We start from the raw sequence: 17,401 nt of genomic DNA on the forward strand, positions 1-17,401 counted from the left end.
GGAGCTGGAAGGGAACCGACCTGACCACGGGCACCAGGGGATGGACACCCGACCGGGAAACCGGCGGCACAAAGGCCCTGGGTCCTACCGTCAGACATCATCTACCTTCCAGCTCCCGACCCGACTCTGATTCAGGCGCTTCCACTCTCGCGAGGTCTGGATGGTCGTGACCCGCTGCGCCCGGCTGCGCCGCGCTTGCGATCACTCCTTGGTCTGGATGGTCGTGACCCGCTGCGCCCGGCTGCGCCGCGCTTGCGATCACTCCTTGGTCTGGATGGTCGTGACCCCCTGCGCCCGGCTGCGCCGCGCTTGCGATCACTCCTTGGTCTGGATGGTCGTGACCCGCTGCGCCCGGCTGCGCCGCGCTTGCGATCACTCCTTGGTCTGGATGGTCGTGACCCGCTGCGCCCGGCTGCGCCGCGCTTGCGATCACTCCTAGGACGGCGCCCACTTCGACTTGCTGACCGCCGTTGACATTGAGCTCGACGAGCACGCCGTCGGCCGGCGCGGCGATGGTGTGTTCCATCTTCATGGCCTCCAGCCAGATCAACGGCTGACCGGCCGTAACGGTGTCGCCGACCTGGGCGCCGATCCGGATCACGTTGCCCGGCATGGGTGCCACTAGGGAGCCTTGATCGACGGTCGAACCTGGCTCGGGGAAGCGGGGCTGGGCGACCAGGTGCACGGGTCCGCGCGGCGAATCGACGTAGATATCGGGGCCGTAGCTGGCAACCGAGAAGCTGTGGGCAACACCATCGTGCGCCAGCACGACCTGGTCGACGGAGGCCGAAACCAGGTGCACCGCCTCGTCTCCAGGTAGCTCCAATCCGGTTCTGGTGAACCGGTATTCGATACGGTGCTCCGTCTCGCTCCCTTCTCGGTAGGTCTTGACCTGATAGCCCGACGGCAGGTTGCGCCAGCCGCTCGGAATCGAACCGAAGACCGGGGCGACGGCCCGGTTGCGCGCGGCGTCGGCAAGCGCGGCGGCGATGGCCGACAACCGGACGGTCGCGGCATTGGCCAGCGGCGCTGACAGCTCCGCCAAACCGTGCGTGTCGAAGAAGGCCGTGTCGGTGGCGCCGTCGAGGAACGCCTGGTGGCGCAGCACGTTGACCAACAGTTCGCGGTTGGTGCGCAGGCCGTGCAGACGGGCGCGGGCCAGCGCGTCGGCTAGCACCAGCGCGGCTTGACGGCGCGTCGGAGCGTAGGAGATAACCTTGGCAAGCATCGGGTCGTAATGGATAGACACCGCGAATCCGTCCACAATCCCGGAGTCCAGCCGGATTCCGGTGCGCCGGCCCAACGAGCCGAACTGCGCCCGAGCCGCTGGCACGTCGATGGAGTGCATCATGCCGGCCTGCGGCTGCCAGCCGTGCGCTGGATCCTCGGCATACAGTCGGGCCTCGATCGAATATCCTTGGGCGGCAGGAGGTTCCGTATTGAGTCGGCCGCCCTCAGCAATCATGAACTGCAGTTCGACGAGATCGAGCCCGGTGGTCTCCTCGGTGACCGGGTGCTCGACCTGCAGGCGGGTGTTCATCTCCAGGAAGTAGAACGCGCCTTCCCGGCCGGGGGAGTCATCGGCGAGAAATTCCACCGTCCCGGCACCGGTGTAGCCGATCGCTTCGGCGGCCAGTCGTGCGGCGTCGAACAGCTTGGCGCGCATGCCCGGGATGCGCTCAACCAATGGTGACGGCGCTTCTTCGATGATCTTCTGGTGGCGGCGCTGAATGGAGCATTCGCGTTCCCCGACGGCCCACACGGTGCCGTGGGTGTCGGCCATGACCTGTACCTCGATGTGGTGCCCGGCGGGCAGGTAACGCTCGCAGAAGACGGTTGGGTCGCCGAACGCGGACTGTGCCTCGCGCTGGGCTGCGGCGACTTCGGCTGGCAGTGCGGACAATTCGTGAACCACCCGCATTCCGCGACCACCACCGCCCGCGGACGCCTTCACCAGCACCGGCAGCTGGGCTTCGGTGACCGTGTCAGGATCGAGTTCTTCGAGTATCGGCACCCCAGCGGCGGCCATCAGCTTCTTGGACTCGATCTTGGAGCCCATTGCCCGTACCGCGTCCACTGGCGGTCCGACCCAGATCAGCCCCGCTTCCTGCACCGCCGCCGCGAATTCTGGGTTCTCGGCAAGAAATCCGTACCCGGGGTGAACGGCGTCGGCACCGGCAGCGCGTGCCGCCGCGATAATGGCCTCGGCGTTCAGATAGTCATTGGTCCGCGGCAGCCGAACCCGGGCGTCGGCCTCGGCGACATGCGGCGCACCGGCGTCGGGGTCGGTGTAAACGGCGACGGTACTTAAGCCCAGTCGGCGGCAGGTGGCGAACACCCGTCGGGCGATCTCGCCACGGTTAGCCACCAGTACTCGAGTGATTGACATGGGCTTCACATCCTGAAGACGCCGAAGTTCGACGTCCCCTTGATCGGGCCATTGGCGATGGCGGACAAACACATTCCCAGCACGGTGCGGGTGTCGCGCGGGTCGATCACCCCGTCGTCGTAGAGCATCCCGGACAGGACGAGTGGCAGCGACTCGGCTTCGATCTGGCCCTCGACAGCGGCCCGCATCGTGGCGTCCGCGGCCTCGTCGACCTGCTGTCCGCGAGCCTCGGCGGCGGCCCGCGCCACGATCGACAGCACACCCGACAACTGGGCGCCGCCCATAACCGCGGACTTGGCGCTCGGCCAGGCGAATAGGAACCGGGGATCGTAGGCGCGCCCGCACATGCCGTAGTGGCCCGCGCCGTAGGACGCGCCGATCAACAGCGAGATGTGCGGGACGGTGGAGTTGGACACGGCGTTGATCATCATCGAGCCGTGCTTGATCATGCCGCCTTCTTCGTACTCCTTGCCCACCATGTAGCCGGTGGTGTTGTGCAGAAACAACAGTGGTGTGTCGGAGCGGTTGGCCAGCTGAATGAACTGCGTGGCCTTCTGTGATTCCTCGCTGAACAGCACGCCGCGAGCATTGGCAAGGATGCCCAGCGGGTAGCCGTGCAACTGGGCCCACCCGGTCACCAGCGACGACCCGTACAACGGCTTGAACTCGTCGAATTCGGAGCCGTCGACGATGCGGGCGATCACCTCGCGCGGGTCGAACGGGATGCGCAGGTCCGCGGGGACGATGCCGATCAACTCCTCGGCATCGAACAACGGCTCGGTGACCGGCCTGGGCACGGGACCCTGCTTGACCCAGTTCAGCCGCGCCACGATGCGACGCCCGATCCGGATCGCATCGAGCTCGTCGACGGCGAAATAGTCAGCCAAACCTGATGTGCGGGCGTGCATTTCGGCCCCACCCAGTGATTCGTCGTCGGACTCCTCGCCGGTGGCCATCTTCACCAACGGGGGACCGGCAAGGAACACCTTCGAACGTTCCTTGATCATCACGACGTGATCGGACATGCCGGGCACGTAGGCCCCACCCGCGGTGGAGTTGCCGAATACCAGTGCAACGGTGGGGATTCCCGCTGCCGAGAGACGGGTCAGGTCGCGGAACATCTGTCCGCCGGGGATAAAGATCTCCTTCTGGGTGGGCAGGTCCGCGCCGCCCGATTCCACCAGCGAGATGACCGGAAGCCGGTTCTGGAAGGCGATCTGATTGGCCCGCAGTATCTTTCGCAGCGTCCACGGATTGCTGGTGCCGCCCTTGACCGTCGGGTCATTTGCGACGATCATGCATTCCACACCGGAGACCACGCCGATGCCGGTGACCAGGCTGGCTCCGACCTTGAACGCGCTGCCCCAGGCCGCGAGCGGGCTCAGCTCGAGGAAAGGAGAGTCCGGGTCGACCAGCAGCTCGATACGTTCCCGGGGCGTTAGCTTGCCGCGCGCGTGGTGCCTGTCAACGTACTTGGGTCCGCCACCTTCCAGCGCTTTGGCGAGTTCGGCCGCGATCTCGTCAAGCTTGGTGGTCGCCGTCGACGCTGCTTCGGTGTAGGCAGGAGTGTTCGGGTCGAGGGTGGACTGCAATACCGTCATGATTGATACCCCAGACGTTTGGCGGCCAGTGCGGTCAGGATCTCGGTGGTTCCGCCGCCGATGCCCAGGATTCGCATGTCCCGGTATTGGCGTTCGACTTCGGATTCGGCCATGTAACCCATCCCACCGAATAGCTGGACGGCTTGGTGGGCAACCCATTCGCCGGCCTTGACGGCGGTGTTCTTGGCGAAACAGACCTGCGCGATCAGGTCCGTCTCGCCGGCGAGCTGACGCTCCACCACGTGGCGTGAATAAACCCGTGCGACGTCGATGCGCCGCGCCATCTCGGCGAGTGTGTTCTGCACCGATTGCCGTGAGATCAGCGGGCGGCCGAACGTCTCGCGGTCTCGGCACCACTGCGCGGTGATGTCCAGGCACCGTTGTGCGCTCGAATACGCCTGGGTGGCAAGGCCAATCCGTTCGGAGACGAACGCCTGGGCGATTTGAGCGAACCCACTGTTTTCGGTGCCGACGAGATTGGCTTTCGGCACCCGCACGTCGGTGTAGGACAGCTCGGCGGTGTCGGAGGACCGCCAGCCCATCTTGTCCAGCTTGCGGGTGACCTCAAAACCGGGTGTGCCTTTCTCGACCACGATCAGCGAAACCCCAGCTGCGCCAGGCCCTCCCGTCCGCGCTGCGGTGACGACGTAGTCGGCGCGTACCCCGGAGGTGATATAGGTCTTGGCGCCATTGATCAGGTAATCGTCGCCGTCCGGTACGGCCGAGGTCCGCAGATGCCCGACATCGGAGCCGCCGCCGGGTTCGGTGATGGCCAGCGCGCCAATCTTCTCGCCGGCCAACGTGGGCCGCACATAGGTCTCGATCTGCCGGGCGTCGCCCGATGCGATCATGTGGGGCACCGCAATGCCGCAGGTGAACAGCGACGCGAATACGCCACCGGGTGCTCCGGCCTGGTGCATCTCTTCGCAGACGATCACCGGGTCGGCGCCGTCGCCGCCGCCACCGCCGGCCGACTCGGGCAAGCCCGCACCCAGCAGGCCGGTGGCCCCGGCGCGCCGGTGCAAGTCACGTGGCAAGTCGCCGGTCCGTTCCCACTCGTCGATATGGGGAATGATCTCCCGTTCGGCGAACGCGCGCACCGTCTTTCGTAGCTGCTCGCGCTCCGGCGTGTTCCAAATGCTCACAAAAGGCTCTCCGGAATGTCTACGTGGCGGCTGCGCAACCATTCGCCCAGCCCCTTGGCCTGCGGATCGAATCGAGCTTGGTAGGCGACGCCCTGACCCAGGATTCCCTCGATAACAAAATTAACCGCCCGCAGGTTGGGCAACACGTAGCGGGTGACATCGAGGTCCACGGTCTCGGGCAGCAGCTCCCTGAGTAACTCGACCGTCAGTGTGTTGGCCAGCCAGCGCCACTGCTCGTCGGTGCGCACCCACACTCCGACGTTGGCCGATCCCCCTTTGTCGCCGCTGCGGGCACCGGCAATCAGGCCCAGCGGTGCTCGCCGGGTGGGACCGGGCGGCAGCGGTTCAGGAAGCTGCGGCTCAGCTGCCGGCGCCAACTCTAAAGTTTCAGTGGCGCAAGGTATCTCGACCCGGGTGCCGTCGGGATGCACGGCAAGATGCGGCACCAGGCCGGCGTCGACATAGCCGGGGGTGAACACGCCATACACCTGGCCTTCGCCGGGCGGGGCGGTAACGGTGAAGCCTGGATAGCTGGCCAGCGCTAATTCGACCGCCGCCGAGGAGAATTGGCGGCCAACATTGGCCGGGTCGGGATCGCGGGCCACGCAGCGCAACAACGCGCTGGCTGCTTCTTCGGTGTCGGCGTCGGGGTGGTCGGTGCGGGCCAGGGTCCACTCCAGCTCAGCCGGCTTGACGGTCAGCCCGGCCTCGAGCTGACGTCGTACAAGGTCGGCCTTGGCCTCAATGTCCAGGCCGGTCAACACGAAAGTCATGGCGTTGCGGAATCCGCCGATGCTGTTCAGCGACACTTTCAGCGTCGGCGGTGGCGGCTCGCCCAGCACACCGCTGATCCGCACCCGGTCCGGGCCGTCATCAGACAGCTCGATGGTGTCCATGCGCGCGGTCACATCCGGGTTGGCGTAGCGGGCGCCGGTGATCTCGTAAAGCAGCTGCGCGGTGACAGTGTCGACGCTGACCAGGCCGCCGGTGCCCGGATGCTTGGTAATCACCGACGAGCCATCTGCATGCACCTCGGCCAAGGGGAAACCGGCGTAGCTCAGATCCGGGACTTCGGTGAAGAACGCGTAATTTCCGCCGGTGGCCTGGACGCCGCATTCGATGACGTGGCCCGCGACCACGGCGCCGGCGAGCTGGTTGTAGTCGGTGCGCCCCCAGCCGAAGTGCGCGGCGGCGGACCCGACGATCACCGAGGCGTCGGTCACCCGGCCGGTAACGACGACGTCGGCGCCGGCATTCAGGCAGTCGACGATGCCCCACGCGCCGAGGTAGGCGTTTGCGGTGAGCGGTGTCCCCAGTCCGAGTTCGGCCGCGCGGGGCTGCAGGTCGTCGCCTTCGACGTGGGCGATACGCGCCGGGATGCCCAAACGCTCGGCCAGCGCCCGTACCGCGTCGGCCAGCCCGGCGGGATTCAGCCCGCCCGCGTTGGCGACGATGCGCACCCCGCGGTCGCAGGCCAGCCCCAGGCAGTCCTCAAGTTGGGTCAGGAAGGTCTTGGCGTAGCCGCGATCGGGGTTCTTCATCCGGTCGCGGCCGAGGATCAGCATGGTCAGTTCGGCCAGGTAGTCGCCGGTGATGTAGTCCAGGTCGCCACCGGTGAGCATTTCGCGCATGGCTGACAGCCGGTCGCCGTAGAAGCCGGAGCAGTTCGCGATGCGCACGGCATCGGAAACGGGAGCCATGCGCGTCCTCCCTTCGTTGGGATCATTTCGGTGGCGCCACTAAACCAACCAACCGGTAGGTCAGCATAGCCGGATCGGGATAACGTCGGGTGAATACCCCGCCTCAAACGTCACCTAGCTCCAAGAAGCCGCCCGAAGCCGTCCGCGACACTCCTGTCGCTACCCGACATGCTGCGAACCTCCCTGGCGTTAGGCTCGGCGCAATTTTGGCGACGAGCTGGTCACCGACTACCCTTGACTGCTGGTAAAGAGGCGACACGCCTGACCGAAACCCCAATCGAGGAGTAAGGCCCACCATGGCGGTACCCAAGCGCAGGACGTCGCGCGCGAACACCCGAAGCCGGCGCTCGCAGTGGAAGGCCACCCGGACCGAGCTTGTCGGCGTGACAGTGGCGGGTCAGAAGCACAAGGTTCCCCGACGACTGCTCAAAGCCGCCCGCCTCGGCCTCATCGATCTTGACCGGCGTTAAGTAAACGGCGCGCCTCTCAGGCCTGTCTCAGGCGCTAGTACGAAACTAGTCTGCGTGCGAATACTTGTCGTCGACGACGATCGCGCGGTGCGCGAGTCGCTGCGCAGGTCGCTTTCCTTCAACGGCTACTCGGTCGAGCTGGCCCACGACGGGGTCGAGGCTCTCGAGATGATTGCCAGCGATCGGCCTGACGCGTTGGTGCTGGATGTCATGATGCCGCGGCTGGACGGCTTGGAGGTGTGCCGTCAGCTCCGCAGCACCGGCGATGACCTGCCCATTCTGGTGTTAACCGCCCGCGACTCCGTGTCCGAGCGAGTCGCCGGCCTGGACGCCGGCGCCGACGACTATCTGCCGAAGCCGTTCGCCCTCGAAGAACTGTTGGCCCGGATGCGGGCGTTGCTGCGTCGCACCAAACCCGAAGATGACGCCGCCGAGTCCGTGGCCATGCGATTCTCCGACCTGACCCTGGACCCGGTGACCCGCGAAGTGACTCGCGGCCAGCGCCGGATCAGCCTCACCCGCACCGAGTTCGCCTTACTGGAGATGCTGATCGCCAATCCGCGCCGGGTGTTGACCCGCAGCCGCATCCTCGAAGAGGTGTGGGGGTTTGACTTTCCCACCTCCGGTAACGCGCTGGAAGTTTACGTCGGGTATTTGCGCCGCAAGACCGAGGCCGATGGCGAGCCGCGGCTGATCCACACCGTGCGCGGAGTGGGTTACGTGCTACGCGAAACGCCGCCCTGATGATCCGGATCCGTCGCCCCGTCCGTTCTGGGCGTGTGCCGCTGAGAGCTACCAGCTCGTTGTCCCTGCGGTGGCGGGTGATGCTCCTGGCGATGTCCATGGTCGCGATGGCGGTCGTCCTGATGGCATTCGCGGTCTATGCGGTGGTCTCGGCCGCCCTCTACAGCGACATCGATAACCAGCTGCAGAGCCGAGCGCAGTTGCTGATCGCCAGCGGTTCGCTGTCCGCCGATCCCGGTAAGGCCATCGAGGGCACTGCTTATTCGGACGTCAACGCGATGCTGGTGAACCCGGGCCGGGCGATTTACACGGCTAACCAGCCCGGTCAGACCCTGCCGGTCGGATCACCCGAGAAAGCGGTCATCCGCGGCGAGTTGTTCATGTCACGGCGCACCGCATCGGATCAACGGGTGCTCGCCATCCACCTGCCCAACGGGAGCTCACTGCTGATCTCCAAGAGTCTGAAGCCCACCGAAGCGGTCATGACCAAATTGCGCGCGGTGCTGCTAATCGTCGGTGGGGTCGGCGTCGCGGTCGCGGCGGTGGCGGGGGGAATGGTCACCCGCGCCGGGCTGCGTCCGGTCGGTCGCCTCACCGAAGCGGCCGAGCGGGTGGCGCGTACCGACGACTTGCGGCCCATCCCGGTCTTCGGCAGTGACGAATTGGCGAGGCTCACCGAGGCGTTCAACCTGATGCTGCGGGCGCTGGCCGAGTCTCGGGAACGGCAGGCACGGCTAGTGACCGACGCCGGACACGAGTTGCGTACACCTCTGACGTCGTTGCGCACCAATGTCGAACTGCTGATTGCCTCGATGGCACCTGGAGCGCCGCGGCTACCGGAGCAGGAGATGGTCGATCTGCGTGCTGACGTGCTGGCGCAGATCGAGGAATTGTCCACGCTGGTAGGCGATTTGGTGGACCTCACCCGCGGCGATGCCGGCGAAGTGGTGCACGAGCCGGTGGACATGGCCGACGTGGTTGACCGCAGCCTGGAGCGGGTCAGGCGGCGGCGCAACGACATCCACTTCGACGTCGAGGTAATTCCCTGGCAGGTCTACGGCGACGCCGCCGGGCTCTCGCGGGCAGCGCTGAACCTTATGGACAACGCGGCAAAATGGAGCCCACCGGGTGGTCACGTCGGCGTACGGCTGCGACAGCTCGATCCGTCACACGCGGAGCTGGTGGTCTCGGATCAAGGGCCGGGCATCCCACCGCAAGAGCGGCGTCTGGTGTTCGAACGGTTCTACCGATCGACGTCGGCGCGGGCGATGCCAGGCTCGGGATTAGGGCTGGCCATCGTCAAACAGGTGGTGCTCAATCACGGTGGATCGCTGCGCATCGAGGACACCAACCCCGGTGGTCAGCCCCCGGGCACATCGATTTACGTGCTGTTACCTGGTCGGCCGATGCCGACCTCGGCCTACCCGGCGGCTGCTGCCGCTGCCGGGGCAGATGCGCTGACCGATCCCGTGGGACATGTCACCCCGGATCAGTCGAACTCTCGGGTTTCGGCGAACGTTATCTCAGAGGATTCTCAGTCCGCGCGCGCAAGGTAGATGTGCAGTTAGTGTTGGAAAACAAGCCCATGCAAGCAGTGCATGGCCGAGCTTCACGCAAGCCTGAGCAGAGGAAGAGCGACTTAGCGACATGACGAATCACCCGAGGTATTCGCCACCGCCGCAGCAGCCGGGATATCGCGCGCCTAATCAGCCTGTGCCCCCCGCTTATGCCCAGGGGCAGGTGTACAACCAGCAGTTTGATTGGCGCTACCAGCAGTCCCCGTCATCCCAGACGGCCCAGTTCCGTCAGCCCTACGAAGCGCTCGGAGGGACCGGGTCGGGTTCGATACCCGGGGGCACGGGGCCAGGACCAATTCCCGGTGGCACTGGACCGGGGCCGATACCGGGTGGCACCGGTCCGGGACCGATCCCCGGGATGCTGCCGCCGATCGGGCCGCCTCCCCAACTGATACCCCAAAGACGGCCTCGCGCAGGCATGTTGGCGGTTGGCGCGCTCGTGATCGCTGTGGTGTCCGCCGGCATCGGCGGCGCGGCGGCCTCGGTTGTCGAGCTCAACCGGTCACCCGGCGGCGGCAACGGCGGGACGGTGGCATCGGGGGCGGCGCCCAGCGTCCCTGCGGCCAACATGCCGCCGGGATCGGTCGAGCAGGTAGCGGCCAAGGTGGTGCCCAGTGTCGTCATGCTCGAGACCGATATGGGCCGGCAGTCGGAGGAGGGTTCCGGCATCATCCTGTCGGCCGACGGTCTGATCATGACCAACAACCACGTCGTCGCTGCCGCTGCCAAACCCCCCGCGGGCCCGCCGCCGAAAACGACGGTGACCTTCTCCGACGGGCGTACCGCTTCGTTCACGGTGGTTGGGGCCGATCCCACCAGTGATATCGCCGTCGTCCGCGTTCAGGGCGTTTCCAACCTGAGCCCGATCGCGATGGGCTCGTCGTCGGATCTACGGGTCGGTCAGCCGGTGGTGGCCATCGGCTCGCCGCTGGGACTGGCGGGCACGGTGACCACCGGGATCGTCAGCGCGCTCAACCGGCCGGTGTCGACGACGGGTGAGGTGGGCAACCAAAATACGGTGCTGGACGCCATTCAGACCGATGCCGCGATCAACCCCGGTAACTCCGGCGGAGCGTTGGTCAACATGAGCGGGCAACTTGTCGGCGTCAACTCTGCAATTGCCACCCTGGGCGCCGATTCCGGAGATGCGCAGAGCGGTTCGATCGGCCTCGGCTTTGCTATTCCGATCAACCAGGCCAAGCGCATTGCCGACGAGTTGATCAGCACCGGGAAGGCGTCGCACGCCTCGCTGGGCGTGCAGGTGACCACCGATAAGGGGGTTCCGGGCGCCAAGGTTGTCGAGGTGGTGGCAAACGGTGCTGCCGCCAGTGCCGGAGTGCCCAAGGGCGTGGTCGTCACCAAGGTCGATGACCGTCCGATCAACAGCGCCGACGGATTGGTCGCCGCGGTGCGCTCCAAGGCGCCGGGCGACAAGGTATCGCTGACATTCCAGGATCCCGCGGGTGGGAGTCGTACCGTGCAGGTCACGCTTGGCAAGGCGGAACAGTGATGAAGGTTGATGCGCAGTTGTCAGATCTCGGATATACGGTTGCTCCCATGGAACAGGGTGCGGAGTTGGTAGTCGGCCGGGCACTAGTCGTCGTCGTCGACGATCGCACCGCGCACGGTGATGAGGACCACAGCGGGCCGCTTGTCACCGAGTTGCTGACGGAAGCGGGGTTCGTTGTCGATGGTGTGGTGGCGGTCGAGGCGGACGAGGTCGAGATTCGAAACGCGCTGAACACCGCGGTGATTGGCGGGGTGGACCTGGTCGTGTCGGTAGGCGGGACCGGTGTGACGCCTCGCGATGTCACACCGGAAGCTACCCGCGACATCCTGGACCGCGAAATTCTCGGCATCGCCGAGGCCATCCGCGCCTCGGGACTCTCCGCGGGTATCACCGACGCGGGACTGTCACGTGGCCTGGCAGGTGTCTCCGGCAGCACGTTGGTGGTCAACCTTGCCGGTTCCCGTTATGCCGTGCGTGACGGCATGGCGACGCTTAATCCGCTAGCCGCTCATATCATCGGGCAACTGTCGAGCCTCGAGATCTGAGGTTCAGGTATCCGCGCGAGGCCCGTGCTCGGGCGGAGGTGACACTGCCGCGCCGCCATGCTTGCCGGAGGAGCTTCCGTTCGTCTGTACGAGCAGATCGCGAATTTCTGTGAGCAGCACGACTTGGGCATCGTCCGCCTGCTCCACCTCGCCCTTCTTGCGCAGCGTGCTGTAGGGCAGCACGACAAAGAAGTACACGACGGCGGCGATGAGGATGAAGTTGATCGCCGCCGATAACAGGATGTTCAAGTCGATGGTCTGACCACCGCCGATGCTGATTTTCAAGATTCCGACGTCGGACTGCTGTTTGACGCCTATCCGATTGATCAGCGGCGTGATGATGCTGTCGGTGAACTTCGTGACCAGCGCCGTGAACGCCGTACCAATGACCACCGCGACGGCGAGATCGACGATATTTCCCCGCGACAGAAACTCTTTGAACCCTTTGAGCATGGGACTTCCTTTCTGCAGTGGGCGGCTGCTAAACCCCGGATTGAAACCCCAAGAAAAACCTAACCCATTTGGTGGCAGTTGCCACGGCGCTGAGTGCGCTGCGCCTGCCTACCACGGATTCGCCGTAGCTGGTGATCGACCGCGAGCGACGTTGGTCGATAACGCAACCGGAGAGAGAGGAGCGCACAGCTTGACGCCGCGCTTCTGACGTCACCCGGGAAGCCGTCCTCACGCCGACATTGCGGCACCGGGCATCACCAGCTGGAAACCGGGCGATCGATGGCGACCCAGCCGAACACGTTGCTCGGGAAGCTGCCTGCTCTGAGAGCTGGCCCAAGTCTGCCACACCGGATGGATATCGATGTCGCCGGCGCAAACGGACCTGTGAGTGTCGCGAATCGGCGGCCGGGTCAAAAACGTCCATCACCCGTGAACGATAGGGCTACAATGCAGCCGAAGTATCCGGCAAAAGGACTTGATGAACCCGCAACCAATCATTCAGCTCAGGAACGTTAGCCGAGTTTTCCAAGAAGGCGAAGGCCAACGACATGTTCTAGACGACGTCAATGCTGATTTTGAAACCGGCCAATTTGTGGTGCTATTGGGTCATAGCGGCAGCGGCAAAAGCACCCTGCTCAACCTCATCAGTGGCATCGAACAGCCCACCGCAGGTGACGTCATAATTGACAACTTCAACATCACAAAAATGCGTGAGCGCGAGAGAACGCGTTTTCGGCGCGACCAGATCGGCTTCGTCTTCCAATTCTTTAACCTGATCCCCACTCTTACGGTGCTCGAAAACATTACGTTGCCCCAAGAGCTGGCCGGCGTGCCGCAACGAAAAGCGGCGAATGCTGCTCGTGACCTATTGGAAAAAGTGGATATGGCCGGACGTGAAAGCAGTCTTCCCGATAGGCTCTCGGGCGGAGAACAACAACGGGTGGCCATTTGTCGGGCGTTGGCGCATAATCCCGTGCTGGTCCTCGCCGATGAACCTACGGGTAACCTCGACAACAAAACAGGGGATAGAGTATTGGCACTTCTGCTCGATCTCACTCGCCAAGCCGGTAAGACATTAATCATGGCCACACACAATCCGGCGGTGGTTCATCACGCGGACCGAGTTCTATATGTGCATGGCGGCAAATTGGTTCCCGACTTGGCGCAAGAAACCGAGATGAATGACCGGATCAGCTCGGGTCAGATCATGTGATCGATATGAAAAACCGAACGGCGTTTGCTTATTTTCCGCTGTGGCGCACGGCTTGGCGCCGCGTGCGTCAACGGCCGTTTCAATATATTCTTTTGATCCTGGGTATCGCCCTGGGTGTGGCCATGGTCGTGGCGATCGACCTGTCCAACGGTTCAGCCCAACGCGCTCTTGACATCTCCGCCGAGGCCATCACGGGAAAAGCTACGCATCGCGTGTCTGGTGGTCGGGGCGGCAGCCTCGACCAACAGGTGTACCTGGATATTCGGAAACAGGGCTATGATTTGTCCGCTCCCGTGATTGAAGGGTATGTATTGGCACCCAAACTGGGAAATCGCGTGATGCGCTTGATGGGGATCGACCCCTTTGCCGAGCCACCATTTCGCCCCGATTTATGGCGGCAGCAAGATCTTGAGGCGGTAAGTAATTTTCTCGTCCGTCCGAATGGAGTCATTCTAAGCCGTGACGTGGCGACAGAGTATCACTTGGCACTGGGTGACAGCTTTGCCCTACAAGTGGAGGGTGCGCCCACTACCGTCACCCTGGTGGGCCTTATCACGCCAGTAGATGCAATTACAAGTCAACGGTTACGCGACCTAATCCTCACCGATATTGCGACCGCTCAAGAGTTGTTTCACATGCCTGGCAAGCTTAGTCACATCGATTTGATTATCAAAGATCAGGCCATTGTCACGCAGATCAAACAAGGATTGCCGAGTGGTGTGCGTCTAGAGGCGGCAGCTGTTCAAAACAACACCATGAAACAGATGATGACGGGCTTTACCGTCAATCTCACCGCGATGAGTCTAATTGCTTTGCTGGTCGGCACATTTCTGATCTACAACACCGTAACGTTCAATGTTGTGCAACGCCGCCGGTTGTTTGGCGTTCTGCGCTGCATAGGCGTCACCCGTGAGCAGTTGTTTTGGCTGATAATGACTGAAACTTTCGTCGCGGCGCTGCTCGGCAGCGGATTGGGTCTCTTGTTTGGAGTGTGGCTCGGTGAGGGCCTAATTGGCCTAGTGACTCAATCCATCAACGATCTTTACTTTGTCGTTAATGTGCGTGAGGTGGCTTTGTCGGGCGAAAGTTTGTTGAAAGGGTTGGCCATCGGCATTTTTGCTGCGCTATTGGCCGCCCTGCCGCCTGCTGTGGAAGCGATGCGCAGCACCCCCGCCAGCACCTTGCGCCGCTCCGCCCTGGAAGGCAAAGTGACCACCCTCGTGCCGTGGTTGTGGGCGGCGGGTCTCGGTGTGGGTGGCTTTGGCGCCGTAATGCTGTGTTGGCCGGGCAAGAACTTGGTCTTCGGGTTCATCGGTCTATGCGCCGTTCTGATCGGCTTTGCGCTGATTACGGCACCGGTGGCCCGGTTCGTGATGTTGCGCCTGGCTCCTGCGCTCGGCCGCTTGTTCGGCCCCCTGGGATGGATGGCCCCGCGAGATATCGTCCGCTCGCTGAGCCGCACCTCTGTCGCAATTGCCGCTCTGATGACGGCTGTCTCGGTGATTGTCGGCGTCTCGCTGATGGTGGGTTCGTTTCGGCAAACGTTCGCCACCTGGCTCGGGCAGACTTTGCAAACGGACATCTATGTGGCCGCACCTTCCTTAACCTCCACTCGCCCGAGTGGCAATTTGCCTGCGGATGCCGCCCGGATTCTGAACGAATGGCCGGGCGTACGTGAGGCAATTACCAGTCGTTATGCGGCCATCTTTGCCCCCGAGTGGGGACGTGAGGTGGATTTGACCGCGGTCTCGGGCGATATATCTGACGGCAAGCGGCCGTATCGCTGGATCGGCGGCGATCAGCGCACACTATGGAAGCGTTTCTTGGCCGGCGAAGGAGTAATGTTATCGGAGCCATTGGTATCGCGCCAAAATTTGGGGACGCCGCCAGGGCCGATAACGCTGATGACGGAGTCGGGACCACGAACTTTTCCCGTTTTAGCGATCTATTCCGATTACACCTCTGATCAAGGGGTGGTGCTGATGGATCAGGCCACGTATCGGTCCAATTGGCAGGACCGGGATGTGACGACCATGGCTCTCCTTTTGAAGCCGGGCGTGAGTGTCGATGGATTACTGGACCAACTGCAGGCAACGTTCGCAGGCCGAAAAGATATTGTGATTCAATCCAGTCGCAGTCTTCGTGAAGCGGCACTGGCTACGTTTGATCGCAGCTTCGCCGTCACCGGCGCCTTACGACTGGTGGCCACAACAATCGCCTTTATTGGAGTATTGGGCGCCTTGATGAGTTTAGCGCTGGAGCGTGTACATGAACTGGGCGTTTTTCGTGCCATCGGAATGTCCCGCCGCCAATTGTGGAGATTGGTTTGCCTTGAGGCCGGGCTAATGGGCGGAATGGCTGGTTCGATGGCGTTGCCTGCCGGTTTTGTGTTGGCGTGGATTCTTATCCACATCATTAACGTCCGCTCATTTGGTTGGACCATGGAGATGCAGTTTGAATTTGGATACTTCGGCCAGGCCTTCTTAGTGGCAGTGGTCGCGGCGCTGGCGGCGGGTGTCTATCCCGCTTGGCGTTCGGCACGGTTGAGCATCGCCTCTGCCATTCGGGAAGAGTAATAAGATATGAAAAAGATCGGCTTGGTTCTTGTCACGCTCCTTGTCTTGGTGGCGGGAGGGTGGTGGTGGCAACGGCCGGAAAGGCCAGTGGCGGCAACTGGATCCCTGCTTGGCATGTTGGCCGATGAAAATACGGTGGGATATGCCTTGGCCACCGAGCCGGGTGCCATACGATTTCCACGCGACCTCGGCCCGCACGACGATTACCAAGGTGAATGGTGGTATTACACCGGCAACCTGGCAACCGCTGATGGGCGGTTATTTGGTTACCAACTCACGTTTTTCCGCCGCGCTTTGGCACCCCCTGGGAAGGGGGCGGCCGTGGCCGATGCATCCTCGTGGCGTACCGATCAAATCTATTCAGCGCATTTTGCCGTGAGCGACATTGCTCGCAGCGCCTTTCATCCCGCAGAGAAATTTAGCCGGGAAGCGGTGGGGCTAGCCGGAGCCAGGGCGCAGCCCTATGCGGTGTGGTTGGAAGATTGGTATGTGCGTGAAGCGGAGAATAATTCCGTCCGGATTGTTGCGAAAACGGGCGACGCTAGCATTGATTTGAGCCTGCGCCCTACTCTGGCTCCTATTTTGCATGGAAATGAGGGTTTGAGTATCAAAGGCGAGCAACCTGGAAACGCCACGTACTACTATTCGATAGTGCGGCAAGAGACGCATGGAACGGTGACGGTTGATGGCCAGAAATTCGCCGTTAGCGGGCTGAGTTGGAACGATCATGAGTACGGTAGCAGCGCTTTGGATCCCGAAGATGTCGGGTGGGATTGGTTCTCGCTGCAATTTGACAACGGGGCGGCCTTGATGATGTTTCAGATTCGGGAATCCAATGGTCGTGTGAAGCCGACCTCTAGTGGTTCCTTTATCGCTAACGATGGCACTGTGACCCATCTGGCGTTATCCGACTGGCGCTTGATAACGAAGGATCGCTGGACGAGTCGGCAAAGTGGTGCCAAGTATCCCGTTCGATGGGAGATCGAGGTCAATCGGATCGGCTTGACACTTTCCGGGTCGGCCCTGATGCCCAATCAGGAGTCGCCGCTATCGACTACCTATTGGGAGGGGGCGGTGGCGTTTGAAGGGCATTATCGGGATACACCTATCAAGGGACGGGGCTATGTTGAAATGACCGGCTATTCGCGGCCTCCGCATTGACGGACAAGAGCCTTTGTCCCGGTGCCGCGCAGAATCGACTGTGGGAGTAAGGATAATGATCGAACTCAGTTACAGTACCTTTGGCCTGACCAATGTTGACTTTCTGGATTCCATTACCGAAGTAGACAAGGCGGGATACCCGGGAATCGAGCTAGCTTTTCACCGCGACCACTTCAACCCGTTCAACGTCACCGATGAGTATGTTGGCGAGATCAAAAAACGACTCTCCACCGTGAAGACCAAAGCTGCTTGCGTGGCGACCGCTTCCCATTTCTTCAGCCCCTCCCGTCCCCACGAACCATCCCTGATGAGCCCCG

General features: G+C 62.9%; 13 protein-coding genes and 1 pseudogene. 9 read left to right on the forward strand and 5 right to left on the reverse strand.

Features of this window, described 5'->3' with window-relative positions; translation table 11 throughout:
* Positions 1-385 precede the first annotated feature (385 nt).
* From MSIMFI_RS12285 to MSIMFI_RS12300, 4 genes and pseudogenes are all read right to left on the reverse strand, one after another.
* Positions 386-2,389: pseudogene (locus tag MSIMFI_RS12285) on the reverse strand (acetyl/propionyl/methylcrotonyl-CoA carboxylase subunit alpha); the annotation flags it as partial.
* 5 nt (positions 2,390-2,394) lie between these two features.
* Complete coding sequence (locus MSIMFI_RS12290) at positions 2,395-3,990, reverse strand: acyl-CoA carboxylase subunit beta (protein ID WP_191497411.1); 1,596 nt, start codon at positions 3,988-3,990, stop codon at positions 2,395-2,397.
* Positions 3,987-5,135: an acyl-CoA dehydrogenase family protein gene (locus tag MSIMFI_RS12295; protein WP_191497412.1), complete on the reverse strand. Its 1,149-nt coding sequence runs from the start codon at positions 5,133-5,135 to the stop codon at positions 3,987-3,989. Before MSIMFI_RS12295 ends, MSIMFI_RS12290 begins: the two co-directional genes overlap by 4 nt.
* Positions 5,132-6,814: an acyclic terpene utilization AtuA family protein gene (locus tag MSIMFI_RS12300; RefSeq protein ID WP_191498159.1), complete on the reverse strand. Its 1,683-nt coding sequence runs from the start codon at positions 6,812-6,814 to the stop codon at positions 5,132-5,134. Before MSIMFI_RS12300 ends, MSIMFI_RS12295 begins: the two co-directional genes overlap by 4 nt.
* A 317-nt stretch (positions 6,815-7,131) precedes the next feature.
* On the opposite strand from MSIMFI_RS12300, the gene rpmF reads away from it, so the two are divergent.
* The 5 genes from rpmF (at position 7,132) to MSIMFI_RS12325 (ending at position 11,681) form a co-directional block, all read left to right on the forward strand.
* The gene (gene rpmF / locus MSIMFI_RS12305; protein WP_191497413.1) at positions 7,132-7,305 is read left to right on the forward strand and encodes a 50S ribosomal protein L32; all 174 of its coding nucleotides are present in this window, start codon (positions 7,132-7,134) and stop codon (positions 7,303-7,305) included.
* A gap of 54 nt (positions 7,306-7,359) precedes the next feature.
* Positions 7,360-8,049, forward strand: a complete 690-nt coding sequence (gene mprA / locus MSIMFI_RS12310) for a two-component system response regulator MprA (RefSeq protein WP_186244387.1) — start codon at positions 7,360-7,362, stop codon at positions 8,047-8,049.
* Positions 8,049-9,605 (forward strand): HAMP domain-containing sensor histidine kinase, encoded by a 1,557-nt coding sequence (locus tag MSIMFI_RS12315; RefSeq protein WP_191497414.1) that lies wholly within the window; start codon positions 8,049-8,051, stop codon positions 9,603-9,605. Before mprA ends, MSIMFI_RS12315 begins: the two co-directional genes overlap by 1 nt.
* A 91-nt stretch (positions 9,606-9,696) precedes the next feature.
* Complete coding sequence (locus MSIMFI_RS12320) at positions 9,697-11,136, forward strand: S1C family serine protease (protein ID WP_191497415.1); 1,440 nt, start codon at positions 9,697-9,699, stop codon at positions 11,134-11,136.
* Positions 11,136-11,681, forward strand: coding sequence for a MogA/MoaB family molybdenum cofactor biosynthesis protein (locus MSIMFI_RS12325; protein WP_069418674.1), 546 nt, complete (start codon positions 11,136-11,138; stop codon positions 11,679-11,681). The genes MSIMFI_RS12320 and MSIMFI_RS12325 overlap by 1 nt, the downstream gene beginning before the upstream one ends.
* A 3-nt stretch (positions 11,682-11,684) precedes the next feature.
* Here the strand turns inward: MSIMFI_RS12325 and mscL are convergent, their stop codons facing one another.
* Positions 11,685-12,134, reverse strand: a complete 450-nt coding sequence (gene mscL / locus MSIMFI_RS12330; protein WP_186244384.1) for a large-conductance mechanosensitive channel protein MscL — start codon at positions 12,132-12,134, stop codon at positions 11,685-11,687.
* Positions 12,135-12,612: 478 nt separating this feature from the next.
* Here mscL and MSIMFI_RS12335 point away from each other — a divergent pair, with 478 nt between their 5' ends.
* The 4 genes from MSIMFI_RS12335 to MSIMFI_RS12350 form a co-directional block, all read left to right on the forward strand.
* On the forward strand, positions 12,613-13,347 hold the full coding sequence (locus tag MSIMFI_RS12335; RefSeq protein WP_191497416.1) for an ABC transporter ATP-binding protein: 735 nt from the start codon (positions 12,613-12,615) through the stop codon (positions 13,345-13,347).
* A gap of 5 nt (positions 13,348-13,352) precedes the next feature.
* On the forward strand, positions 13,353-15,923 hold the full coding sequence (locus MSIMFI_RS12340) for an FtsX-like permease family protein (RefSeq protein ID WP_191498160.1): 2,571 nt from the start codon (positions 13,353-13,355) through the stop codon (positions 15,921-15,923).
* 6 nt (positions 15,924-15,929) lie between these two features.
* Positions 15,930-17,084 carry a lipocalin-like domain-containing protein gene (locus MSIMFI_RS12345; RefSeq protein WP_191497417.1) on the forward strand — a complete coding sequence of 385 codons (1,155 nt, stop codon included), beginning with the start codon at positions 15,930-15,932 and terminating at the stop codon, positions 17,082-17,084.
* 55 nt (positions 17,085-17,139) lie between these two features.
* Positions 17,140-17,401, forward strand: a 262-nt coding sequence (locus MSIMFI_RS12350) for a hypothetical protein (RefSeq protein ID WP_224770166.1), incomplete at its 3' end; no start/stop codon positions are given.

The sequence above is a fragment of the Mycobacterium simulans genome (genome assembly GCF_900232995.1).
In the GTDB taxonomy this organism is placed as follows: Bacteria; Actinomycetota; Actinomycetes; order Mycobacteriales; family Mycobacteriaceae; genus Mycobacterium; species Mycobacterium simulans.